The sequence below is a fragment of the Cyanobium sp. T1B-Tous genome (assembly GCF_024345475.1).
Taxonomy (GTDB): domain Bacteria; phylum Cyanobacteriota; class Cyanobacteriia; order PCC-6307; family Cyanobiaceae; genus Cyanobium_A.
Window position 1 is genome coordinate 1 of sequence record NZ_JAGQBE010000042.1, and the last position, 24,088, is coordinate 24,088.

The 24,088-nt window shown below is 64.2% G+C and carries 21 protein-coding genes; 14 read left to right on the forward strand and 7 right to left on the reverse strand.

The window, feature by feature from the left end; translation table 11 throughout:
- Positions 1-355: 355 nt before the first annotated feature.
- Together KBY71_RS10170 and KBY71_RS10175 are read left to right on the forward strand one after the other, a co-directional pair.
- A complete protein-coding gene (locus KBY71_RS10170) occupies positions 356-5,809 on the forward strand; it encodes a VCBS domain-containing protein (RefSeq protein WP_254928815.1) in 5,454 nt (1,817 codons plus the stop codon).
- A 55-nt stretch (positions 5,810-5,864) separates the two neighbouring features.
- Positions 5,865-6,650, forward strand: a complete 786-nt coding sequence (locus KBY71_RS10175) for an outer membrane protein (protein ID WP_254928798.1) — start codon at positions 5,865-5,867, stop codon at positions 6,648-6,650.
- Between the two features lie 208 nt (positions 6,651-6,858).
- On the opposite strand, the gene KBY71_RS10180 is transcribed toward KBY71_RS10175, so the two are convergent.
- A complete protein-coding gene (locus tag KBY71_RS10180; protein WP_254928799.1) occupies positions 6,859-7,644 on the reverse strand; it encodes a hypothetical protein in 786 nt (261 codons plus the stop codon).
- A gap of 55 nt (positions 7,645-7,699) precedes the next feature.
- Here KBY71_RS10180 and KBY71_RS10185 point away from each other — a divergent pair, with 55 nt between their 5' ends.
- The 7 genes from KBY71_RS10185 (at position 7,700) to KBY71_RS10215 (ending at position 15,404) form a co-directional block, all read left to right on the forward strand.
- The gene (locus KBY71_RS10185; RefSeq protein ID WP_254928800.1) at positions 7,700-8,680 is read left to right on the forward strand and encodes a fatty acid desaturase; all 981 of its coding nucleotides are present in this window, start codon (positions 7,700-7,702) and stop codon (positions 8,678-8,680) included.
- 83 nt (positions 8,681-8,763) lie between these two features.
- Positions 8,764-9,222: a 50S ribosomal protein L9 gene (gene rplI, locus KBY71_RS10190; protein ID WP_254928801.1), complete on the forward strand. Its 459-nt coding sequence runs from the start codon at positions 8,764-8,766 to the stop codon at positions 9,220-9,222.
- 79 nt (positions 9,223-9,301) lie between these two features.
- Positions 9,302-10,738: a replicative DNA helicase gene (gene dnaB / locus KBY71_RS10195; RefSeq protein WP_254928802.1), complete on the forward strand. Its 1,437-nt coding sequence runs from the start codon at positions 9,302-9,304 to the stop codon at positions 10,736-10,738.
- A gap of 9 nt (positions 10,739-10,747) precedes the next feature.
- Positions 10,748-11,521 (forward strand): hypothetical protein, encoded by a 774-nt coding sequence (locus KBY71_RS10200; protein ID WP_254928803.1) that lies wholly within the window; start codon positions 10,748-10,750, stop codon positions 11,519-11,521.
- Between the two features lie 43 nt (positions 11,522-11,564).
- Entirely contained in the window at positions 11,565-13,523 is a 1,959-nt protein-coding gene (gene mnmG / locus KBY71_RS10205; RefSeq protein ID WP_254928804.1) for a tRNA uridine-5-carboxymethylaminomethyl(34) synthesis enzyme MnmG, read from the forward strand.
- A gap of 13 nt (positions 13,524-13,536) precedes the next feature.
- Positions 13,537-14,511 carry a hypothetical protein gene (locus KBY71_RS10210; RefSeq protein ID WP_254928805.1) on the forward strand — a complete coding sequence of 325 codons (975 nt, stop codon included), beginning with the start codon at positions 13,537-13,539 and terminating at the stop codon, positions 14,509-14,511.
- Positions 14,512-14,528: 17 nt separating this feature from the next.
- Positions 14,529-15,404 carry a glycosyltransferase family 2 protein gene (locus tag KBY71_RS10215; protein ID WP_254928806.1) on the forward strand — a complete coding sequence of 292 codons (876 nt, stop codon included), beginning with the start codon at positions 14,529-14,531 and terminating at the stop codon, positions 15,402-15,404.
- On the opposite strand, the gene KBY71_RS10220 is transcribed toward KBY71_RS10215, so the two are convergent.
- Positions 15,401-16,459 carry a glycosyltransferase family 4 protein gene (locus KBY71_RS10220; protein ID WP_254928816.1) on the reverse strand — a complete coding sequence of 353 codons (1,059 nt, stop codon included), beginning with the start codon at positions 16,457-16,459 and terminating at the stop codon, positions 15,401-15,403. The two genes, KBY71_RS10215 and KBY71_RS10220, sit on opposite strands and share 4 nt — an antisense overlap.
- Positions 16,460-16,553: 94 nt before the next feature.
- Here KBY71_RS10220 and KBY71_RS10225 point away from each other — a divergent pair, with 94 nt between their 5' ends.
- A complete protein-coding gene (locus KBY71_RS10225) occupies positions 16,554-17,186 on the forward strand; it encodes a chorismate lyase (protein ID WP_254928807.1) in 633 nt (210 codons plus the stop codon).
- 103 nt (positions 17,187-17,289) lie between these two features.
- The gene (locus tag KBY71_RS10230; RefSeq protein ID WP_254928808.1) at positions 17,290-17,793 is read left to right on the forward strand and encodes a hypothetical protein; all 504 of its coding nucleotides are present in this window, start codon (positions 17,290-17,292) and stop codon (positions 17,791-17,793) included.
- Here KBY71_RS10230 and KBY71_RS10235 read toward each other — a convergent pair.
- The 3 genes from KBY71_RS10235 to KBY71_RS10245 form a co-directional block, all read right to left on the reverse strand.
- On the reverse strand, positions 17,733-18,254 hold the full coding sequence (locus tag KBY71_RS10235) for a DUF1269 domain-containing protein (RefSeq protein ID WP_254928809.1): 522 nt from the start codon (positions 18,252-18,254) through the stop codon (positions 17,733-17,735). The two genes, KBY71_RS10230 and KBY71_RS10235, sit on opposite strands and share 61 nt — an antisense overlap.
- 52 nt (positions 18,255-18,306) lie before the next feature.
- A complete protein-coding gene (locus KBY71_RS10240) occupies positions 18,307-18,849 on the reverse strand; it encodes a hypothetical protein (RefSeq protein WP_254928810.1) in 543 nt (180 codons plus the stop codon).
- Positions 18,850-18,989: 140 nt separating this feature from the next.
- Complete coding sequence (locus tag KBY71_RS10245; protein ID WP_254928811.1) at positions 18,990-19,535, reverse strand: SprT family zinc-dependent metalloprotease; 546 nt, start codon at positions 19,533-19,535, stop codon at positions 18,990-18,992.
- A 110-nt stretch (positions 19,536-19,645) separates the two neighbouring features.
- Here KBY71_RS10245 and KBY71_RS10250 point away from each other — a divergent pair, with 110 nt between their 5' ends.
- Together KBY71_RS10250 and ligA are read left to right on the forward strand one after the other, a co-directional pair.
- On the forward strand, positions 19,646-20,068 hold the full coding sequence (locus KBY71_RS10250; RefSeq protein WP_190390425.1) for a hypothetical protein: 423 nt from the start codon (positions 19,646-19,648) through the stop codon (positions 20,066-20,068).
- 10 nt (positions 20,069-20,078) lie between these two features.
- Positions 20,079-22,142, forward strand: a complete 2,064-nt coding sequence (gene ligA / locus KBY71_RS10255) for an NAD-dependent DNA ligase LigA (protein ID WP_254928812.1) — start codon at positions 20,079-20,081, stop codon at positions 22,140-22,142.
- On the opposite strand, the gene KBY71_RS10260 is transcribed toward ligA, so the two are convergent.
- Positions 22,139-22,426, reverse strand: coding sequence for a hypothetical protein (locus KBY71_RS10260; RefSeq protein WP_254928813.1), 288 nt, complete (start codon positions 22,424-22,426; stop codon positions 22,139-22,141). The genes ligA and KBY71_RS10260 overlap by 4 nt on opposite strands.
- A 70-nt stretch (positions 22,427-22,496) precedes the next feature.
- Between KBY71_RS10260 and KBY71_RS10265 the strand changes: the two genes are divergently transcribed.
- Positions 22,497-22,646, forward strand: coding sequence for a hypothetical protein (locus KBY71_RS10265; protein ID WP_190390428.1), 150 nt, complete (start codon positions 22,497-22,499; stop codon positions 22,644-22,646).
- 48 nt (positions 22,647-22,694) lie between these two features.
- On the opposite strand, the gene KBY71_RS10270 is transcribed toward KBY71_RS10265, so the two are convergent.
- Positions 22,695-24,088, reverse strand: a 1,394-nt coding sequence (locus KBY71_RS10270) for an alkaline phosphatase PhoX (RefSeq protein WP_254928814.1), incomplete at its 5' end; no start/stop codon positions are given.

Below are 24,088 nucleotides of genomic sequence, written 5' to 3' on the forward strand. Positions count from 1 at the left end.
CAACACTGGCGGCACCGCTGCCTCTGGTACCGCCACCATCACAGATGACGGCACTGGCGACTACTTCGACACCAACAACACCTCCGCAACCTCGGCTCTCCCCACCGGTGTTGCCCTGGATGACGACCGACCCGTCACCATCACCAGCCCCACCGTTAACGAGGCCTCGCCCTTTGCCGTCTTCTCCCTCGATGGTGAACCCGGCCAGCTCGTAAGCCTGGCCCTCACTCCAGGTACCGCAACCGCCAACCTCGACTACCAACCCAAGCTCGAATACTCCACTGACAACGGCACCACCTGGACCCCCTACACCGGCGGCAACGTTCCCCTCGATGGATCAGGTGGCACCCTCTTGGTGCGCGTTCCCATCAACAACGACGCCACCAACGAACCCGACGAAACCTTCTCCCTTACCGCCACCAACTCCGGGGGCACTCCTGTCGTCGGCACCGCCACCATCACGGACGATGGCAATGGCACCATCTTTAATCCTGATGGCTCCGTTAACACCACAGCCCCTAAAGATGACGACCGGCCGCTGACCGTCAGCTCCGTCACCGTAAGGGAAGACCAGGGACCCGCACTGTTCACAGTGACCGGTGCCAGCGGGCAACTGGTGAAGCTCGGCCTACAAAGCACGGGCAGCAATGCCGATAGCGCCACCATCAACGGCACAGGAGCCGATGTGGGGAGCATTGAATATTTCGACGGAACGACCTGGCTCCCCTACACGCCTGATAGTTTCGTGGTCATACCGGCATCTGGCACAACGCTGCAGGTGCGCGTTGCCATCAACCTTGACGCGCTTGAGGAAAGCCCAGAAACCTTCTACCTGGCCGCCACCAACACAGGCAGCCAAACTGCGCTCGGCACGGGCACCATCAACAACTATGCGCCGCCTGCGGATGCCGTTACAGCCAACGCCATAGAGGCCGGCTGGTCCGATAACACAACACCGGTGGGCTCTGGGGCCTTTGGTGACCTGGTCACAGACAGCAGCCTGAGCCTCTTCTCGGCCAGCTTTGGTTCAACGACGCAGTTTGCACCAGACACCGGGACGACCACCCTTACCGGCGCCTTTGGCACGCTCACCTTTGCCAACGATGGAGCCTGGTCTTATGCGATAGACAATACCGATCCGGCCGTCGAAGCGTTGCGCTTGAGCAGCGACACCCTCACGGATACCTTCACCTACACCATCAAGGATGCTGCGGGGGCCCAATCCACAAGCAGCCTCAACATCACCATCCAAGGCTCGAACGACAAGCCACAGGCCACGCCGGATTACAACGTGGCCAAGGAATCGCTCACGGCAGAACTCAATGGCGCTTCGTCCTACAACGCCAACGACCCGTTGGGATTTGAAGCTACCGGCAATGTGCTGGGGAACGATACGGATGTGGATGCTGGAGACGACAAAACTATCCTCGGCCTCTCTGGCACAGCAACAGGAACCGTTAGTGGCAATACGACAGTAACGACTGAAAATGCCAGTTCAAGTCTGAGCAACGACAACGGCAGGACCTTACGAGTATTTCTTAACGCGGCCGGCACAATTCCGCTTTTGGATAGCCTAAATCAGCAAGTATCGGCAACAATCACAGGAACCGGTGCAAACCTGAGCGTCAGTCTCTCCGACGCTTCCAGGCTAAGCATTGGAACCGAAATCTTCCTAGAGGAAGCTGCCAATACGTACACATCTGGCGGCACCGTTACAAGCATCACAGAACCCAGTTCCACCACCGTTGCGCTGACTGGTACCAGCGGCACGGTCGCGGTTGGAATGACGGTGAACGGAACAGGCCTGGCAACGGCTCCAACGGTCGTGGCTGTCACTTACGACAGCAATGGAATCGCCACGTCTGTCACCCTGAGTGCTGCGGTGTCGCTTGTCGGCGATGCACTGACTTTTAGCGCCTCGGCTGGCACCACCATTCAAGGGCGGTATGGCGATCTTGAGCTCAACGTCGATGGCAGCTACACATACACACCAGATGTTGACAACCCAGCGCTGGACGAAGGGCAGTCGGCCAGTGAGATATTCAACTACACGATGCAAGATGCTGGTGGTCTCACCAGCTCCTCCACACTCACGATCACGGTCTTGGGCTCCGGCACCAACGACCCCGATGCCAAGTCCGACACCAACACGATTGATGAGCTCGGTGTTAGCAATGCGTCGGGCTACAGCAGCCTGATTTCTGGGAATGTCCTCGGAGGAACAGGCGCGAGCGCTGGCGATACCACCGACACCACACCTGCCGGTACAGGCACTCTGTCCGTTTCCGGCGCCAAGACGTCCTCAGCTGCAGGGTTCACCTCACCGAGCAGTGACTCAATAACGGTTAATGGCCTCTACGGCACCCTGACCATTAACTCCACAACAGGTGCTTACACCTACACCCTGGACAACAGCAAGCAAGCTGTTCAAGCCTTGAATGTAGGCGATGGACTGACCGAAGAGTTCCAATACGAAGTCTCCAACGGCCCAATCCCGAGCTCAACGCCGTCATCATTCAAAGACGTTGCCAATCTAACGATCACCATCAATGGCAAGAATGACGCCCCTATTCTTGATCTCGATCCCGGCGATTCCGGAACGACTTCCACAACCAATACATTCACCGAGGGCGGAAGCCCGGCGGCGCTAGCCATTGCCGCTGGCATCAACCTGAGCGATGTCGATAATGCCAGCTACGATCAGATATCCATTCAATTCACGACAACAGGCTTTGCAGACACAGGTGAAGAGCTGCTGATTGCCGGGGCAACCAGCGGTGGATCTATAGCCTTAAATAACATTCAGGCTGGATCCGGCTCGGTGGTTCTCGGTGGTGTCACCTATGACTATTCCATCAGCATTGCTACAACAACTGCCACCATCAACTTCACTGGCGCAGGGGGCGCTGAACTCTCTAGTGCGGCGGCTGAAGCCCTTCTGGAAGCCCTTCGCTACCAAAACACGTCCGACAACCCAACAGAATCAGATCGCGTCTTCACCCTCACCGCCACCGACGGAAATGGAGCTGCATCAGCAGCAGCGACAGCCACGGTGTCCGTTCAAGGCGTCAATGATCCGCCCTCACTTGATCTTGATGTCTCAGCACCTGGAACAGGCTTCACGAACACCTTCACGGTGGGTGGCCCAGCCATTGGCATTGCCGATAGCGACAGCCTCGTCAGTGATGTAGACAGCGCCACAATGGCATCGGCAACGATTGTGCTGATCAACGCGAAGGTTGGAGACAGCCTCTCACTTGTCGGCTCCTTGCCGGCCGGGATTACGGCCGCGGTGCCCTCAACGGCGACCGCCGACGGAACGCTGACCCTCACCTTGAGCGGCCTGGCAAGCAAAGCCGATTACGAAGCAGCAATCGAATCGATCCGCTTTGCGGCCACCGGAACCAACTACACCAACCGCCTGCTTGAAGTCACCGTCAACGACGGATCGACCAACTCCAATACAGCACTCGCCACATTGACTGTGGCTCCAAACAACAGGCCACTCACAGTTAGCGGCACAACCGTCAACGAAGCCTCGCCCTATGTGCAATTCAGTGTTGGCGGCACAATCGGCCAACGCGTCACGCTGGAGCTGCAATCGGGCACAGCATCGTTGGGTATTGACACCGCCAATGCTGGGACCGGCGTTCCCCTGCAGTACCTCGACGGCAATTCATGGGTCGATTACACGCCTGGAACGGCGATCACGCTGACGACTCCGACCTTGCTGGTGCGCACTGCCGTTGTCAACGACAGCATCAACGAAGGAGGGGAAACCCTGAGCTTGATTGCACGCAATGATGCGGGTACGGCCGCCACTGGAATCAGCACCATCACGGACGATGGCAATGGCACCATCTTTAATCCTGATGGCTCCGTTAACACCACAGCCCCTAAAGATGACGACCGGCCGCTGACCGTCAGCTCCGTCACCGTTAACGAGGCTTCCCCCTACGCCACTTTCACCGTCACTGGCGCTCCTGGTCAGCTGACCAGCCTTGCACTGTCTGGCCAAAACTCAGACGGCGCCAACCTCAGCGCGCTCGAATACTGGAACGGTTCTGCATGGACCGCCTACACCAGCGGCAACGTCCCGCTTGATGGCACGGGTTCACTTCTTGTTCGCGTTGGCCTCACACCCGAACAAGACACCCCCTTCGATGGTCCAGAAACCTTCAACCTCGTTGCCACCAACACTGGCGGCACCGCTGCCACTGGTCAGGCCACCATCAAAGATGACGGCACGGGTGACTACTTCGCTCCTGACAACAACACTGGCACTCCCGCTCTTCCCCTAGGTGTTGTCCTCGACGATGACCGCGCTCTCACCGTCTCCAGCCCCACCGTCAACGAGGGCTCCCCTTACGCCACATTCACCGTTACTGGCGCCCCGAATCAGCTCGTCTCGCTGACTCTCGCCAACGGCACCTCCACTGGCATTACAGGCCTCGAAGTCTTCGATCCCGCCGCCAACAGCGGTGCTGGTGCATGGGTTCCTTACACCTCAGGAAACGTCTCCCTCGGCTCTAACGGCACTCTCCTCGTTCGCACTCCCCTCACGCCCGAGCAGGAAACCAACCCCGACAACGGCGAAACCTTCACCCTTACCGCCACCAACACCGGTGGTACCGCTGCCATCGGCACCGCCACCATCAAAGATGACGGCACCGGCAGCATCTTCCTTGGCAATAACAACACCGCCACTCCCAATCTCCCGGGTGATACCGACCCCAACGGTCCTGACTATCCCGCTCAACTCGACGACGACCGCCCTCTCACCGTCGGCAACGTCGCCGTCAATGAAGGCAGCCCCTTTGCCGTCTTCTCCGTTACGGGCGCCAGCGGACAATTCGTCAAGCTCTCCCTCGACGGTGCCAGTGGCAATGGCACTCCAGACGCAACCGGTGGGGCTGCCAACCTAGGGACCTCCCCTGCTCTCCAATACCTCGAGGGTGGTATCTGGAAGTCCTACGACGCCAACAACCCTCCAGCCATCACCTCGGGCACCACTCTCCTCGTTCGTGTCGCCATCGGCGCTGAGCAGGACACCCCCTTTGATGGTCCCGAAACCTTCGACCTTGTTGCCACCAACACTGGCGGCACCGCTGCCTCTGGTACCGCCACCATCACAGATGACGGCACTGGCGACTACTTCGACACCAACAACACCTCCGCAACCTCGGCTCTCCCCACCGGTGTTGCCCTGGATGACGACACCGATGACCGGCCCCTAAGCATCACAAGTCTCACCGTTAATGAAGGCTCGCCTTATGTAATGTTTTCAGTCTCCGGTGCTGCTGGCCAACTTGTGGCCTCGCTGAGCCAATCCGACGGATCAGCGAAAGCAGGGACTGACTTTGTAGGGGCGTTGCAATATTTTGATCCAATCATTGACGGTGGCACTTGGCGTGATTATCAGGCGAACACTTTCCTCAACCTCGGGAACTCAGGAAGTCTGCTGGTTCGCGCTCAGCTCATCAACGACCTGATCTTCGAGGATGCCGAAACTTTCTCACTGCTTGCCAGAAATACAGGCGGAGGCGAAGCCACTGGCGTCGCGACAATCGTTGATAACGGGACAGGAATTATCTTCAATAGCGACGGATCAATAAACAACATTGCCGGAAAAGATGACGATCGCCCCTTGCCAGCGACAACACCCATACCTGCACCACAACTTCAAACTCTACTTTGCGTGGAAAAAGAGTTTGAAGCCCTAGGAGAACCAAATTTCATATCGTGGCTCACAGGGGGAACCGCATCAACTGACAGCGTTCTTAACTCTTTAGGAATCATGGGCTCTTAAAGGTCACCTTGATTCTGCACACTTTTACACTAAATTTTAATTCTTTTAACTCAAAATGCCTGTTCAATCAATCGCCCTCGCCGCAATTCCCATCGCTCTTCAGGTGGGTCAAGCCCAACCGAACATTGCCGATCTAAATCCACAGTCCCCACCCATCGAAATTTCTCAGTCAACAACCAATCCCACTCAGCCCGAAGAAGCCACCGCGGATTCTCTTCTCAGATCTTACCCCTACGTGAGCGTTCAAGCTGGCGTTGCCTTCCCTAATGACCTTAAGGGCGATTTCACTCTAGTAAATTTCCCTCAGGTTCCTCCTGTACAAAATAGGCTTGATTTAGATACTGGCTTCAACGGAGAACTGGCCGTGGGCTACAAGTTTCCCAGCCTCCGCACCGATCTTTCAGTCGGCTACAGCAACTTCAGCAGCCAGACCCAAAAGCTTACCTTCACCAACGTTAGTGGGCAAACTCTATCCCTAACAAATCCAGGTTTGGGTGATGTGGAATTATTCACCGTAATGGCCAACGCCTATTACGACTTCAAGATCAAAAACAAGGACAACACCCTCTCGCGCTGGAGCCCCTACATCGGCGCCGGGATCGGCTGGGGGAATCTCTCAACTCCCCAATGTGCAATTCCAAACTGCACTACTTTTAGTGGTGGGAATGCCAGCACTTTTGTCTACCAGGCCAAACTGGGCCTTGCGTATCGTGCCACCCAAAGCGGTTTCGTTTTCCTTGAAGCTGGCTATCTAGGTACCACAGCAACCACCGTATCGAATGTCTCCTACGACCCATTGGGCGCTGTGCGACTGAACCTGGGCTGGCGCCAACGGTTCTGATCGTCAACTGCACCCGGCAGAGCTCAATACTCTGCCGGGCTTTCATTGCCTAAACAAGCTCTCTGTCGCATCAACTCCCCCGCGCGTCTTCCAGCTGCTCCGACAGGCTAGTTTTCAGTCATACCAAGCAGGGATGGAGCAATTGATGGCCGATATCACTCCACTAGCTGACTTGACAGCCTTCTGATGAACCGGCTGTCTGCTGGGGTCAACGACCTCTTAATTGAAGTCGAATGGCGACGCCTAGATCCAGTTCAACCCCCTGGCCATCGCCCGTGAACCCCAGGGCACTGGCCTGCTGACGCAGCAGCTCCAGAAACTGATCCGGCTCCAGCTCACCATCCCCGGTGGCCCCGAGCCGCGCCAGGGTGCGGCGCAGATCGGGCAGCTCGCTGTCGAGCTCCGCAGCGGAAAAATCCCGCTGGCCGGCCATCACTTCGGCAAAGCGCTCCCGCCGCTGGCGCTTCTCCACCGGGTAGGCCGCCATCAGCTGGTCCCGGCACAGCCGCCAGGGTCGCCCCGCCGTGAGCAACTGGGCCAGGGCCGCACTCAATGGGCCCGCCTCCGCATCGGCGATCCGGAGGTCGAAGGCCATGGGCGGTTGCCGCAACCCCACAAACACTTCGAGCAGCTCGCCGGGACCCAGCACCGGGGCCCCCTCATCCTGAACCGGCAGGGCCGAGGTTTCGAGGGCCGCCACCAGCTCAGGGCTGTCCGCCAGCCGCTGACGCAGGCCATCGCCGAGGGCCCCGCCCCGCACCTCCGCGGCCAGCAACTGGTTGATGCGCCCCAGGGCCAGAAACACCTCCGGCCCCGGGGAGGCCAGCTTGCCGTTGCGCAGCATCGAGAGCTGGGAGTTGTGGACCCGGCCCAGATCCAGGGCCTCCGCCAGGGCAGGCAGCACCCGGTGGGACCAGCCATTGCGCTCGTGCCACACCTTGATCAGATGGGCGAACGCGACGCGTCCCGATAAGAGGTCCTCCCGATATCCCACGCGATACGGATCCGTATTGCTACTATTGTAGCGATCAATTCGGAGTCGGTCCGTTATGGCCGCACCAGCAACAGCCACCGCGCCAGCCAGGCCCGACGCACCGGCCACCCAGCGCCTGGCCACCCGCAAGCCCGCCTTCATCAACCAGGGCGTCAGCGGCGAGCGCCGCGCGGAGGCCCTGCACCGGAGCCGCCAGGACGACGCCAGCAGCAGCCAGGGGTCGAAAACCACCCCCTGGGTCACCATCGGCTTCATGGCGGTCATCCACGTGCTGGCGGTGGTGGCCCTGCTGCCCCAGTTCTGGAGCGTGCCGGCCCTGGCCAGCTTTCTGGTGCTCTATTGGGTCACCGCCTGCCTGGGCGTGACCATCGGCTACCACCGGCTGCTGAGCCACCGCGCCTTCCGCGTGCCCCAGTGGCTGGAGCGCTTCTTTGCCACCTGCGGCGCCCTCAGCTGCCAGCACGGCCCGATCGACTGGGTGGGCCTGCACCGCCACCACCACAAGTTCTCCGACACCGAGGTGGATCACCACAGCAGCCTCAGGGGCTTCTGGTGGAGCCACATGGGCTGGATGTTTGCACCCATCCCCGCCATGGGTGCCGTGCCCCGGCTCACCGGCGACCTCGCCCGCGACCCCTACTACCGCTGGCTCAACACCAACTTTCTGCTGCTCCAGGTGCCCCTGGCCGCCCTGCTGTTCTGGATCGGCACCGCCACAGGTGCCGGCGGCTGGGCCCTGGTGCTGTGGGGCATCCCCCTGCGCCTGGTGGTGGTCTACCACTGCACCTGGCTGGTGAACTCGGCCACCCACCTCTGGGGTGAGGTGAGCCACGACAGCGGCGACGGCTCCCGCAACAACCCCTGGGTGGCGGCGCTGACCTTCGGCGAGGGCTGGCACAACAACCACCACGCCTTCCCCCACTCCGCCCGCCACGGCTTTGGCCGCCAGATCGACCTCACCTGGCAGCACATCCGGTTGATGCGCAGCCTGGGCCTGGCCCGGCAGGTGCGCTTGCCGCAAGGGCCTGTGGCGTAAGGTGTCAGATCGGTTGTGACCCGGGTGTTCCGTATGGACACCCGTCCTCTTCAGGGCAGTTCCCTTTCCCCCCGTTCGATCCCATGGCGAAGCGCGTTCAAGTCGTCCTCAACGAAGACGTTCTCAGCCTGGGCAAGGACGGGGATCTGGTGGAGGTGGCTCCTGGCTACGCCCGCAACTTCCTGGTGCCCACCGGCAAGGCCGTTCCCGTCACCGCCGCCGTGCTGCGCCAGGTGGAGGCCCGTCGCGCCAAGGAGGCCGAGCGCCAAGCCGCCCTCAAGGCCGAGGCGATGGCCTTCCGCACCGCCCTCGACACGATTGGCCGCTTCACCGTGAAGAAGCAGACCGGTGGTGACGACGTGCTGTTCGGCACCGTGACCAATGGCGATGTGGCTGAAGCGATCGAAGCGGCCACCAAGAAAGACGTGGATCGCCGCGACATCACCGTGCCCGAAATCCACCGCACCGGCTCCTACAAGGTGCAGGTCAAGCTGCACCCCGAAGTCACCGCCGAGCTCAACCTGGAAGTCGTCAGCTTCTGAGCGCTGAGTCGCCCACACAATTGGGCGATTCCCCCAATTCAGGGCAGACTGATCTGCCCGTGCTGTCCCCTCCCTGCCCATGGTGAACGCGGCAGTGGCCGGAGCAGCTGACGACCCCCTCGAGAGCCGGGGGGGTCGTTCCGGCAGCGGTAACAACCAACGGCGGCGCCTGCGGGAGGAGGCCAACTTCGAGGCCCTGCCCGACTCGGTGCCCCCCCAGAACCTGGAGGCCGAGGAGGCCGTGCTGGGCGGCATCCTGCTCGACCCCGACGCCATCGGCCGCGTCGCCGACGTGCTGCAGCCGGAAGCCTTCTATCTGAGCGCCCACCGCGAGATCTATCGCACGGCGGTGATGCTGCACAGCCAGGGCAAACCCACCGACCTGACGGCCATGTGCGCCTGGCTGGCCGACACCGGCCAACTGGAAAAGGTGGGGGGCCAGGGCCGGTTGGTGGAACTGGTGGAACGGATCACGTCCACCGCCTCGATCGACCAGGTGGCCCGCCTGGTGATGGACAAGTTCCTGCGCCGCCAGCTGATCCGCTCCGGCAACGAGGTGATCCAGCTGGGCTTCGACCAGAGCAAGCCAATGGAGCAGGTGCTCGATGAGGCGGAGGCGAAGATCTTCGCCATCAGCCAGGAGAAACCGAGCACCGGCCTCACGCCCACGGCCGAAATTCTCACCAGCACCTTCAACGAGATCGAAAGCCGGTCGCTGGGCACCGCGGTGGCCGGTATCCCCTGCAACTTCTACGACCTCGATGCCATCACCCAGGGGCTGCAGCGCAGCGACCTGATCATCGTGGCCGGCCGGCCGGCGATGGGCAAAACCTCGATCGTGCTCAACATCGCCAAGAACGTGGCCCAGCTCCACGCCCTGCCGGTGTGCGTGTTCTCCCTGGAGATGAGCAAGGAGCAGCTCACCTATCGCCTGCTGTCGATGGAGGTGGGCATCGAGAGCGGCCGGCTGCGCACCGGCCGGCTGCAGCAGGAGGAATGGCCCCTGCTGGGCCAGGGCATCAACAGCCTGGGCCAGCTGCCCCTGTTCCTCGACGACAAACCCAACTCCGGCGTGCTGGAGATGCGCTCCCTCTGCCGCCGGCTGATGGCCGAAACCGGCAAGGAACTGGGCCTGATCGTGATCGACTACCTGCAGCTGATGGAGGGCTCCACCCCCGACAACCGGGTGCAGGAGCTGAGCCGCATCACCCGGGGCCTCAAGGGCATGGCCCGCGAGCTGAACGTGCCGGTGATGGCCCTCTCCCAGCTCAGCCGCGGCGTGGAATCGCGCACCAACAAGCGTCCGATGCTGAGCGACCTGCGGGAATCGGGCTCGATCGAGCAGGACGCCGACCTGGTGCTGATGATCTACCGCGACGAGTACTACAACCCGGAAACCCCCGACCGGGGCATCACCGAGGTGATCGTGACCAAGCACCGCAACGGGCCGGTGGGCACGGTGAAACTGCTGTTCGAGCCCCAGTTCACCCGCTTCCGCAACCTGGCGGCGCCCTAGGCCCGACCCATGGACCATCCCGGCCTCACCGTGGTGACGGTACAAACCGGACACCGCTACCCCGACCCCTGGGTGAGCCGGCTGGCCGCGATGGTCGGACGCCACCTGGCCGAAGCCCATCGCTTCATCGTGTTCACCGACCGACCCGAACCCGGGCGGTTCATCCCCCCGGCCAGCGATCACCAGCAGCTGGAGGTGCGGGATCTGCAGGGCGGGGGCCTGCAGGGGTATTTCGGCAAACTGCGCCTGTTCGACCAGGCCCTGACCGGCCGCGATCCCTTTCTGTTTCTGGACACCACCCTGGTGATCCGCGCCAGCCTGGACCCCCTGGTGCAGCTGGGTCGCTCCAGCGTCGCCAGTGTGATCGGCGTCCGTGACTGGAACTACCCGATCCTCAATTCCTCCGTGCTCTGGTGCCGTCCCGATGCCCACACCCAGGCCGTGTGGACCAGCTGGCAAGAGGGACGCTATGCAGACCAGACCTTTCCGGGCGACCAGAACTTCATTTTTGAAGTCTTTCGCCAACAGGCTCCCGCTGCGCTGGCCTACTGGCCCGAAGGCCTGGTGAGCTCCTACAAGGCCCTGCGCAAACTGGCGTCCCGCGATCCGCGCGCAGCCCAGCAGCAGCTCGAGGCCAGCTGCATCCTCAAATTCCACGGCCGACCAAAGCCCGAGGAGGTGCTCCATCCCTGGCGCCACCCCAGGCGCACGGTGCTGCGGTACCCGCTCCAGCCCAGGCTCTGGAGCTATCTGGCCGAAGAAATCCGCACGCACTGGCACTGAAGCGCTGGCCCTGGCGACCAGCCGCCGGCCTTAAATACCCACCATGTCGGCTTCTCCCACCCCCAACGAATCGTGCACCGAGCACTTCGATGTGATCGTGGTGGGGGGTGGCCATGCCGGCTGTGAAGCGGCCCTCACGGCAGCCCGGCTGGGCTGTTCCACGGCCCTCTTTTCGCTCAACCTCGATCGCATCGCCTGGCAGCCGTGCAACCCGGCCGTGGGGGGGCCTGCCAAAAGCCAGCTGGTGCATGAGGTGGATGCCCTCGGTGGCGTGATCGGCCGCCTGGCCGATGCCACCGCCCTGCAGAAGCGCATCCTCAACGCCAGCCGCGGCCCGGCGGTGTGGGCCCTGCGCGCCCAAACCGACAAGCGTCAGTACGCCCGCCAGATGCTGCAGCTGCTGCAGCACACCCCCAACCTCGCCCTGCGCGAGGCGATGGTGACCGGCCTTGAGGTGGAGGGTACTCCCGGCGAGGACGCACGCATCACCGGCGTACGCACCTACTTCGGCAGCACCTACAGCGCCGGCGCCGTGATCCTCACCGCCGGCACCTTCCTGGGCGGCCAGATCTGGGTGGGCAACCAATCGATGTCGGCGGGCCGGGCTGGTGAGCAGGCCGCCGAGGGACTCACCGAAGCGCTGGAGGCCCTCGGCTTCCAGATGGGCCGCCTCAAAACCGGCACGCCGGCCCGGGTGGACCGGCGCAGCATCGCCCTCGACCGGCTCGAGGAGCAACCCAGTGACGCCCAGGAGCGCTTTTTCTCCTTTGATCCGGCCAGCTGGGTGAGCGGGGAGCCGATGAGCTGCCACATCACCCGCACCACGGCAGCCACCCACCAACTGATCCGCGACAACCTGCACCTCACGCCGATCTACGGCGGCTTCATCGACAGCAAGGGCCCGCGCTACTGCCCCTCGATCGAAGACAAGATCGTGCGCTTCGCCGACAAGGACAGCCACCAGATCTTTCTGGAACCCGAAGGGCGCGACACGCCGGAGATCTACGTGCAGGGCTTCTCCACCGGCCTGCCGGAGCGGCTGCAGCTGGAGCTGCTGCGCACACTCCCAGGCCTGGAACAGTGCGTGATGCTGCGGCCCGCCTACGCGGTGGACTACGACTACCTCCCCGCCACCCAGCTCAAACCCTCCCTGGAAACCAAGCGGGTGCAGGGGCTCTTTACCGCCGGCCAGCTCAACGGCACCACCGGCTATGAGGAGGCCGCCGCCCAGGGCCTGGTGGCGGGCCTCAACGCCGTACGGCAACTGCGCGATCAGGAGGCGGTGCACTTCCCGCGGGAAGGCAGCTACATCGGCACGATGGTCGACGATCTGATCACCAAGGATCTGCGCGAGCCCTACCGGGTGCTCACCAGCCGCAGCGAGTATCGGCTGGTGTTGCGGGGCGACAACGCCGACCGGCGCCTCACCCCCCTGGGCCGGGAGCTCGGCCTGATCGACGACCGCCGCTGGGAGATCTACAACCGCAAACAGGAGGCCATTGCGGCCGAAAAACAGCGGCTTGAAACCGTGCGTCTCAAAGGCAGCGACCCAGCGGCCCCGGCCGTGGAAGCCGCCACCGGAGCCCCCATCAGGGGCTCGATCACCCTGGCCGACCTGCTTCGCCGCTCCGGCTTCCACAGCGGCGATCTGGTGCGCCTCGGCTTGGCCGCAGCCGAGCTGCCGGCCGATGTGCGGGAGGGCGCCGAAATCGACATCAAATACAGCGGCTATCTGGCCCGCCAACAGCAGCAGATCGACCGGGTGAGGAAACAGGAGCACCAGCCGATTCCCGCCGATGTCAACTACGCCGCCATCGGCACCCTCTCGAAGGAAGCCCGTGAAAAGCTCGCCGCCGTACAACCCCTCAGCCTGGGCCAGGCCACCCGGATCCCGGGGGTCAGTCCCGCCGACATCACCGCCTTAATGCTCTGGCTGGAGATCCGGCGGCGCCAGGACTCGTCAACCCTGAAAAGGGTCAGTACTGTGGACCCCACGACATGAGGGGGCAGGGCAGGTGAGTCCGTTACGCGGCATCCCCACCTCCCGGGCCTACTGGGAGTTAAAGGCTGAGCAGGTGCTCAATCGGGTCTTTGAACCCGAAAAGCCAATTGAGGTGGAGGTCTGCGACACCCCCCCCTCCCCTGCGTTCTCCAACTCCACCCCGTCCGAGCCGCTCGAGAGCATCGCGGTGGAGCTCCAGGATCTCCCCCCTGCCCCGGAGCCGGCGATCGATCGGCCCCAGCCGACAGCCCCGGGCCGACACCGAAACAGCCGCAGCACCCGCAGCAGAGCCTCCAGCCGGACCGGCTCACCCCGAGCCGGGGGACTGGGCCCAGTTCAGCACTGGGTCGACCAGCTGGGACGCCGGCCAAGCCTGCTCCTGGCCGCCGCCGGCGTGGCGGTGCTGGTGGTGTCCGGCTCTGCCCTGGTCGTTCTGGGCGTGTGGAATCAATCCCAGCAGGCGATCCGACAGGAACGCAACATGCTCTTGATCGAGCGGTTGCGCACCATGGGCCCGGGCACGGCCGCGGCCACGCCGGATGCTGAACAGACCGCCGCCACGCCCGCCGAAGCGGGCAAGGACGGCGAGCTGCCGCCACCACCACCGGGTGAACCCTGGATGGAGGAACTGGCATCCCTGCCCGCCAGCAGTGCCCCCTCCGCCGATGTGCTGAGGGTTCCGGTCAACAGTCGGATCACCAGCCCCGCCCCCGCCGCCAGCGGCAGTGGCAGCAGCTCAGGGGGCAACACCAGCGCTGCCAGTGGAGGTGGCGGCGGCGGTGGCGGAGCACCCCAGTTGGTGGGCGTGGTGCAGGTACCGGGCCAGAGCGGTTCGGCCATCTTCCAGATCGGCGGCAGTTCCACCAGTGCGGCCGTGGGCGAGAGCATCGGCAGCAGCGGTTGGCGCCTGCGCTCTGCCAGCGGCGACAGTGCCGTGATCGAGAAGGGTGGCGAACAGCGCCGGGTGAGCATCAGCAGTGGCTTTTAATCTCACTCTTTCTGCGCGTGGCTTCTAAGCCGGTCAGCCGCAGCACCCTTGTGAGTGTGTGCTTCAACAGCTCCGCGGTGCTGAAGAATTTGCTCGCATCCATTCCACCAGGGACAACCACCATCCTGGTGGATAACGGCTCAGGGGATAGGGCTGCAACCCAAGAGCTCGCTGACAGCTATCACGCTCATCTGATCACCAATTCGAACAATTCAGGATTTGGCGCGGCCTGCAATCAAGGGGCGGCTTTGAGCCGCAGCGAATTCCTCTTCTTTGTCAATCCAGACAGCATTCTCCACCCCACCACCATCGCCCAACTGGAATCCGCAGCAGACGCGCACCCAACAGCCTCCGCTTTCAACCCACGCATCGTCAACCGACGCGGAGAGCCCTCCTTCAAACGCCGCAGCTGCCTACTGAAACCCGATCAGATCCTGCCCCGCAAACCCCCTGCCCATGACAGCGAAGTGCCCGTTCTATCCGGGGCAGCCTTGTTTGTCAGAGCCAAAGCATTTGATCAGGTTGGCGGCTTTGATACCAATATTTTTCTCTACCACGAAGATGATGACATCAGCCTGCGCCTGCGCGCACAGGCGGGGCCCATCTGGTTCATTCCGGCGGCTGAGGTGATGCACCTCAGCGGCCACTCCAGTGGCCGCTCCGCCAAGGTGTCGGCTCTCAAGGCCTGGCATATGGGTCGATCGTTGGTGTACACCACCAGCAAGCACCACATCCAGGGGGCTTACCGCAAAGCGTTCTGGTCGGCGATCCGACAAGTGCTCTCCCCCAGCACCCTGCTCAGCAAGCGCAAGTTTTACAAGAATCGCGCCTTCGTCCAGGGCGTTCTGAGCGCCCGCCAAGATCGCGGAGCTGGCTACAAACCAGCCCCCTAATCCATCAGCCGCCGATACAGCTGATTGATCCGATCAGCCTCTCCCTGGAGGGAATGGCAGGCCACCGCTCTTTGCCGACCACGGCGCCCCTGCTGCCACAACAAGGCCGGGTCCTGCAGCAAACCTCGCAAGGCGGTCGCCAGCGAAGCCACCGATCCGGTTTCAAAGGAGCCGCCGATCTCCGAGTCGACCACCTGCGGCCACACTCCAGCTCCCGACACCAACACAGCTCGCCCGCAGGCCATCGCCTCCAGAGGGGTGAGACCAAACCCCTCCGTGCGAGATGCCGCCACGCAGAGCAACACACGGCGGTAACAGGCTAAAACCGTTTCGCGATCGAGATCCCCTAGAAATACAATCCGATCTGTCAAGCCAGCAGCATCAATCTTGCCCTGAAGCTCCTGCTGAAATGCAGCATCTTTGGACTGACACAAACCCGTCATCACAGCCGCAAAATCAGAAAAATCTGGCAGCACCTGAATCAGGGCTTCCACGAGAAGATCCGTGCCCTTACTCAGCCTGATACGACCAAACGCCCCAATCCAATAGCGGCTCTGCAGCGACGGGGAGGCAGGCAACGCCGGCAGAGCTAGGGGCTCATGCAACCTCTCCAAGGCATCGCCTAGAGGCGGAGAATACACATCAATATCAACGCCATGTTGGATGATCTCTGTGTAGGCATTTAAAAATTGAGCCGACCTTGCTGACGTCGCAATCACCGCATCACAGTGACGCAACAAGCCGGCCAACCAGGCCCCCGGTGGCTTCGGCGCCGCCGATGTAAACACGATCTTCCAGGGCTGGCGGAACAGCTTTTTCAGCAGCAAGCCGGCGACGATCTCCACATCCCGACGGGCATGCCAGACCCGATAGCGACCCCGCGATGGCTTCGACCAACCCAGCCACAACAGGTCCCACCAACGCAGCCCGGACGCCAGTCCCAGCCGCCCCCAATCCAGCAGACCAATGGCCAGCGACTCTCGCTGGAGCGGCACCAAGGCCCGCACCGTGGCCGATACCCCGGTGTAGCGGCGATGGAAGTTGGTGACGACCACATCCGGCAAACCGGCCGGCCGCACGGACGATCCCAATCCCGACCCCCAAGCCTTTCTTCTTACCCTAAGCAGATGTGGCCTGAAGTCCTCGTGCATGCCGGCTGACCAGTTGCTGTCCTCCCCCGAGGTGACCTGGCAGGCGACAACCGAGGCTGTGCTGAGCGGCCAGGCGGGGGCGGTGCTCTCCGGCGCCTGGCGGCTGATGCTGCTGGGGGACGGCAGCCCGACCCGTCACTTTCAACTGCTCACGGGCGACCCCGTGGACATCGAATTGATCGCCATGGCGGCTGATGACGCCACCTCTGCCAACAGCGGCGGTCCGCCGCCCCCGGAGATCAGCGAGCTCGACACCCCCCTGCTGCGGCGCCAGGTGTGGCTGCGCTGCGGCGCCCAAACCCTGGCCTGGGCAGAGAGCTGGTGGAATCAGCAGCAGGCCGATGCCTATCTGCAGCAGCGGGAGCAACCGATCTGGCGCAGCCTCACCAGCCACCGGGCCGAACTCTTCCGGGAAGTGGATGGGCTGGCGCGGGTGGATGCCCCCTGGCTGGAGGAGCGCTTCGGTGAACCGGGCCCCTTCTGGAGCCGCCACTACCGCTTCTTTCGCGGCGGCAAGGAACTCACCGTGATCCGGGAGGTGTTCTCACCGGCCTTAGAGCGCTGGCTGGGCCCGGCCTCAGCAGGCACTGCCCCGCTGAGGCCAGTTGCAAACCGCACCAGAACGCCATAACAGTTTGCAAACTCGGTAACGGGTTGCAGCAAAGGGGGCTTGACGGATTGACGCAGGTCATGCTTTGGCCAGCATGGGGCCAATCGCGCCGGGAACCCTGGCCATGACCACCCCCAAGCCACCCTCCGACCCAGCGGAGACCCACTGGTTGAGCCTCACCGACCTGGGCCGGATCTATGGCATTTCGGCGGTGCACTGCGGCCGCCTGCTCAGTGATGCCGGCCTACGCCAGGGGAACGGCGCCCCCAGCCCCCAGGCCCTGACGCAGGGCCTGGCCTATCAGCACCATCCCCACTCCCCCAACCCCAGCGCCGTTTGGAATGGGCAGGGCTGTGCCCTGGTGCTGGAGGGGCAGGGACTGCGGCCCATGGCCGAGAACCATCTGATCCACCAGTGGGCTGACCTCCTGTCCGCCCTGGTGCAAGGGTCCCCCTCGATCAGCACCTCGGCTGAGGAGATGGCCGGCGACCTTCCCCAAGCCCTGGTGACGCCGGTGAACCTGGAGCTGAAGCAGCGGGGCTGCAGCTTTCAGGTGCGGCGACAAGCTCAACCCAAGCGCAGGGCCTCCGCCTGCAGACGGGCCCGCTCCAGCAGCTCCCGCAGCTGATCCTCATCGGTGTGGCTGAGGTTGGTGCGCAGCAGCTTGGCGTGGGGGGCATGGGCGCGCAGGCGCTCGATCACCCGATCCGGCGTCGCCTCGCGCACCAACAGGCACAGGGCCGCACTGCCACTGGGCAGGGTCTCGCCCAGCTCGCGCATGAAGCCATCGTTGATGCCGATGTCGGAGAGGGAGCCCGAGGCCGCGCCCACGCCCGCTCCCACGGCAGCCCCAAGCAAGGGATTGAGGAACAGCAGGCCCACCAGGGTGCCCCAGAAGCCGCCGCCGAGGGCGCCGGCCGCGGTGAGGTTGATCGCCTGACGCAGGTGCACCTGGCCCTCCGCGTCGTGCTCCACCACCACCGCATCCTCCAGGGCGATCAGCTGCTCACGCTGGATGTCCACCAGCTCACGCCGCACCTGCTCGGCCTCTTCCGCCTTGGGAAACCCCACCACCACAAGGCTGCCCATCCCATCGAACCGCAACTGCGCTCAGGCTAGGGGCGATTTCCGCTTCGGCTCCTCAGCCGTCGGCGCGGCGCCGGGTGGAACGGGGCAGCGCCCGAGCGGGGGATGGCGAAGGCGTAGCCGGCGTCTCCGGAGTGGACTGGGTTCTCTGGGTGGTCTGGGGAGACGGCGTGCTCACAACGCCCCGTTGCCAACGGGGCACCACAAAGGCCTCATCGCTGGGCCACTCGGCCGGCTCCGGCGGCTGGGGCGCGGCGACGCGGCGGGAGATGGCCTCCAGGGGCCGGCGCCGCGGCCGGATCTCAGCCCTGGGCTCCGGGCGGAAGGCGTCGGAGCGGGGCTGGGGCCTGGCCTCCTGCCAGGGCTCGCGCCAGTCGTCTTCCTCTTCCAGGATCCAATCGAGCTTGTCTTCCACCCAGCGGCCCAGGCCATCGAGCCGCGGCAAGCCGGGGCGCCCGGACGAGCGGGACCCCGGCCGAGCGCCGGACACACCGTCCACCAGCTGGCGGCCGGCACTCACCAGCCGATCGAAACGCTGGTCAAGCGGATCGGAACCGCGGCGCGGGGCAGGGCGGCGATCAGACCAGGAATCAGGCATGGACCCAGGTTAGGGATCCAGCTAGCGACGCCGACCCGCCAGCCAGCGCTCCCGGCCCAGCCCCACCAGGGCGATGGTGAGCCCCCCGAATTCCAGGGTCCAGAGGAAGACGCCCATGCCGCTGCCGTGCTGATGCGACCCTAGGCCGCCTGCTCGAACCGCAACAGGCAGCTGGCATGCCAGCGGCCACCGTGGAGCCGGTCGCAGCAGAACCGGCAGGCCAGACCCTGCACCCGGCGGCGGTAGGGAACGCGCACCTGGCAGTTGGGGCAACAGGCCAACCAGCGGGGCGGCACGGTGCTGGCGGGCAGGGGATAGCGGTGGCGAATGCTCACCTGAAAGGCCTCCTGGCCCCCATTGATGGCAGCCATGCGGGCCCGGAAGTGGGGCCCGTGCACCTCCTGAACGCCCACCACCCGATCCACCCAGGCATGGATCATTTCGTGGCACAGGGTGCTGAGGGTGGCCTCCCGGGGCAGGGGCTCCAGCAAGGGCCGGGACAGCACGATCTCGCACAGGCGCCGGCCATCGGGGTGGCGGCCAAACCGATACATCCCCGCCGTGCGACGCATGCGGCCGTCACTCCAGCGCAACTCCACCAGGCGCTGGCCCCCAGGCGCCAGGCTGCCGTCAAACCACTCGCGGTCGAGCCGGTGGAACAGCGGCAGCAGGGGCTCCAGGGGCATCCCACCAGGGGCACAGATGGTGCGCGCATTGTGGCGGGCTGGCGCCAGGGGGCCCGGCAGGCACCGGCGGTCGGTCAGACTCGGGCATTCCACATGCACCTGCACCCGAGATGGACTGGGGTCTGACCCGCGACATCGGCACCAAGGCCCTGCTGGCCGGAGCCGGGACCCTGCTCCTCTACTGGACGATCACGGCCGTGAAGCTGGTGCTGAGCGCCCGCGGCATCAACCCCCTGATCAAGCAGTTCTTCACCCAGGTGGCCAGCGGCCAGGTGGATGGCGCCTACCTGCTCACCACCAAGAACTACCGCTCCCATGTGAACCGGCAGCAGTTCATTCGCTTCCTGGCGGGGCTGCAGCTCAACAAGTACCGCAACCTCAAGTCAGGCCGGCCCCGGCTCGACGACGGCCAGCTGATCCTCACCGTGAAGCTCAAGAGCGACGGCAACGACGAACTGCCCCTCGATTTCACCTTCGTGAAGGTGGAGGAGCAGTGGCGCGTCGATCGCATCACCAAGCTGGCCGCTGCCTGAATCTGCTGCCGTGAGTTCAGGCCTGGCCCGTGCGGAGGAGTTGCGTCGGCTGCTCAACCGGGCGGCCCACGCCTATTACGTGCTGGATGCCCCCGACATGGAGGATCCGGTCTACGACCGGCTCTACCGGGAGCTCCTTGACCTTGAAACCGCCCAGCCGGAGCTGATCACGCCCGACAGCCCAACCCAGCGGGTGGGGGGGGCCCCGGCCGAGGGGTTCGAAAGCGTGGAGCACCGCATCGGCCTGCTCAGCCTCGACAACGCCTTCTCGCTCGAGGAGCTGGGGGCCTGGTATGGCCGGCTGCTGAAGGTGCTCGACCGGGAGCCCGGCACCCCCCTGGAGATGGTGGGCGAGCTGAAGATCGACGGCAACGCCCTGGCCCTCAGCTACGACCACGGGCTGCTGGTGCGGGCCGCCACCCGCGGCGACGGCGAACGGGGCGAGGAGATCACCGCCAACGTGCGCACGATCCGCACGGTGCCAACGCGGCTGCTGCTGGCCCACCCCCCGGCCTGGGTGGAAGTGCGCGGCGAGGCCCTGATCCCCGATGCCACCTTTGCGGCGATCAATGCCGAGCGGGAAGCCCGGGGCGAGGCCCTGTTCGCCAACCCGCGCAACGCCTGCGCCGGCACCCTGCGCCAGCTCGATCCGAAGGTGGTGGCCTCGCGGCGGCTGGATTTCTTCGCCTACACCCTGCACCTGCCGGACGACTGGCACCCAGGCCCCGGCGATCCAGCGCGGCCCACCACCCAAGCCGAGGCGCTCGATTGGCTGCAGGCCGCCGGCTTCCGCGTGAATCCCAATGCGGCACGGCTGGCCGATCTGACGGCGGTGGAGGCCTTCTTCGCCCAGTGGGACACCGGCCGCCGCGCCCTGCCCTATGCCACCGATGGCGTGGTGGTGAAGCTCAACAACCTGCGCCTCCAGGCCGATGCCGGCTTCACCCAGAAGGCGCCCCGCTGGGCGATTGCCCTCAAATACGCCGCCGAAGAAGCCCCTAGCAAGCTGCTGCGGCTGGCCTGTCAGGTGGGCCGCACCGGCGCGGTCACACCGGTGGCCGAGTTTGAGCCTGTGCCCCTGGCCGGCACCACCGTGAGCCGGGCCACCCTGCACAACGCCGACCGGCTGGCGGAGCTGGATCTCCACGCCGGCGACACGATCGTGGTGCGCAAGGCGGGCGAGATCATCCCCGAGGTGGTGCGGGTGCTGCCGGAGCTACGGCCCGCTGGCGCCGTGCGGCTGGAGCTGCCGCTTGTGTGCCCGGAATGCGGCTCAGGGCTGGTGCGGGAGGAGGGCGAGGCGGCCACCCGCTGCGTCAATTCCAGCTGTCCAGCGATCCTGCGGGGCGCCCTGCGTCACTGGGTGAGCAAGGGGGCCCTGGATGTGGATGGCCTGGGGGCCAAGTTGATCGAGCAGCTGGTGGACAAGGGCCTGGTGGGCTCGATCGCCGACCTCTACGGCCTGGATGGGGCCCTGCTGGCCAGCCTGGAGCGGATGGGCGCCAAGAGCGCTGAAAACCTGGTGACGGCCCTGGCGGCCTCGAAGGCCCAGCCCTGGCACCGCCAGCTCTACGGCCTGGGTATCCACCACGTGGGGGAGGTGAATGCCAAGGCCCTGGCCAAGGCCTTCCCCAGTGCGGCCGATCTCGCCACAGCCGCCGAGGGCACGCCCGAGCTGATCTCAGCGGTGTACGGCATTGGCAGCGAGATTGCCCAATCCCTGCAGCAGTGGTTCGCCACTCCCGCCAACCAACAACTGCTCACGGCCCTGGAGCAGCTGGGGTTTTCCCTGGCCGCCAGAGCCGAGGAGCGGGCAGCGTCAGCCGGCAGCGATGGCGCCGAGGCTCCCCTGGCCGGCCAAACCTTCGTGCTCACGGGCACCCTGCCCAACCTCAGCCGCAGCCAGGCCCAGGCCCTGATCGAGGCGGCGGGCGGCAAGGTGAGCGGTTCGGTGAGCAAGAAAACCAGCTATGTGGTGGCTGGCGCAGAGGCGGGCAGCAAGCTCAGCAAGGCCGAAGCCCTGGGAGTGGCCGTGCTGGATGAAGCGGGGCTACAGGAGCTGCTCGAGCCTTAGCGCATGCCGGGCCTGTTGGCCGGACGGCCCACATTCGGACCCGCACCAGGACCGGCCGCCGGATGAACGTTGGCCGGACCGCCATAGTTGGGGCCGACCCCAGGCCCAGCGGCGGGCCGCACGCCCACACCTGGCGCGCCAGCACCCACACCGGGGGCACCGACACCGACGCTGCAGCCCACGGGGACGCCGGGGCGCACGCAGGTGACCACACCGGCCTGGACGGGTCCAGACGCCAGCAACGCCCCCACCGCCAGACCCACCACCCGCAGCAGAGAACCCATCACGGCAGAACCATCGCTGCCAACATCCTGGCCCCGGCCGGGTGCGGGTGCCATTCCTAGGCTGGCTCCCATGGCCACCCCCCTTGTGCATCGCTGGATCAAAACCGAATGCGGCCGGGCCAAATACGCCGAACTGGCGGCACGGCCAGGGCCGCTGGCCAAGCTGCGGCTGGCCTGGTTCGTGCTGATTGCGGCCCTGCGGGACTCGCGGCTGCCATGAAAAAGGGGCCCCCGAAGGGGCCCCTGCAGCAACAACCCTGAATCTGGTTCAGATCAAATCAGGGTTCTGAATCAGGGTGAGCTGGCCGCCCTGGACGAGGTAACCACTGCTGCCGATGTTGCCATTGGTGAGGCTGTGGGCCTGCACATCGCCCAGGAACACCGAACCAGCCGCCTCGCCATAGATGTCGGAGACATCGATGATCCCTGACGACTCCCAGTTGCCGTAATCAGTCGTCTTGGTGTCGGTCTGGCCATAGGCCGTGGGCACGGCATTGCGATCGATCTGCATCCAACGCTCCGCGATCGCCTCACCGGTGACAGGATCCGTGGCCGTGGCACTTACCTGCCAGATTGAGGCCTCCTGCTGGGCGAAATAGGCTGAGGAGACAGACTTGTCTTCCTGCACGTAGATCGAGCCATCGGCCGACCAAGTCAGGTTGTCAGGGTTGCGAATGATGGTGGCCCCAAAGGCAGCTTGCTCAGCAGTGTCGATCACGCCGTTGTCGTTGCCGAAAGCAGCATCCCAACTGGCGATCTGACGATCGCCGTCGTAGATCACCGCCAGGTCAGTGCTGTTGCCAGCAGCAATCAGGCCGCTGCTATTGAAGGCACCACTGAGATCGAGGGTGATCAGGTTGCCGAAGGTATCGGCAGCACCGAAGTCGCCATTGCCCGTGGTGGCGAACACCACCTGTTGACCATCGTTGGGGTTGATCGAGGCATCTTCTAGGCGGCTCAGCAGCAGGGCCCCAAGCTCGATTGCCTCGCTGCGCAGCTGGGCTTCACTCAGAAGGGCAACCTCGGCGCCCGTGCCCACCAGCACCCAGCTGCCGGCGGCAGCCGCCCCAAGGGCCAGGGCATTGAGATCGGCGGAATCGGGAACCCCAGATGTACCAGCGGACTTGCCGATGCTTCCATCGGTGGGAACCCAGGTGTAGAGGTTGCCCTGGCCGGCAGCCAGACCATTGCGCTCCAGGAAGCCGGCCCCTTCATCCGTCGACTTCTCGCCCACCCACAGGTAGATCGGGGCGGTGTTGTCATCCATCAACAAGACTCCAACCGTGTTGACGCTGCCGGTGTCAACCTGAACGGCGGTTTCCCAACCGCCGCGGCCCAAGCCGGGCAGCGCCCATATGGCATCACTCTCGGTGTCTAGGGCCCAGAACAGACCTTCGTCGCTCTCCTCACCCGTGAGATAGATGTTGTCCACAAAGCCACGGCCAGCGCCGAAGCGATCGGCCTGCTCGAAGCTGGAGGAGCAGAAGCGGCTGAAGCCCCCATTGATTTGGGATGCCGCAGTCACCTCTAATCCGTCGACGTCATAGATCTCGCTATAGGCAATGCCGCCGGAGATCATGGCCGACTGATAGCCATTGGAGGCGTCGTTATCGACATCCTTGTCAATGATGAACTTGCTAATCCGGGCTCCAGTCAGAGCCA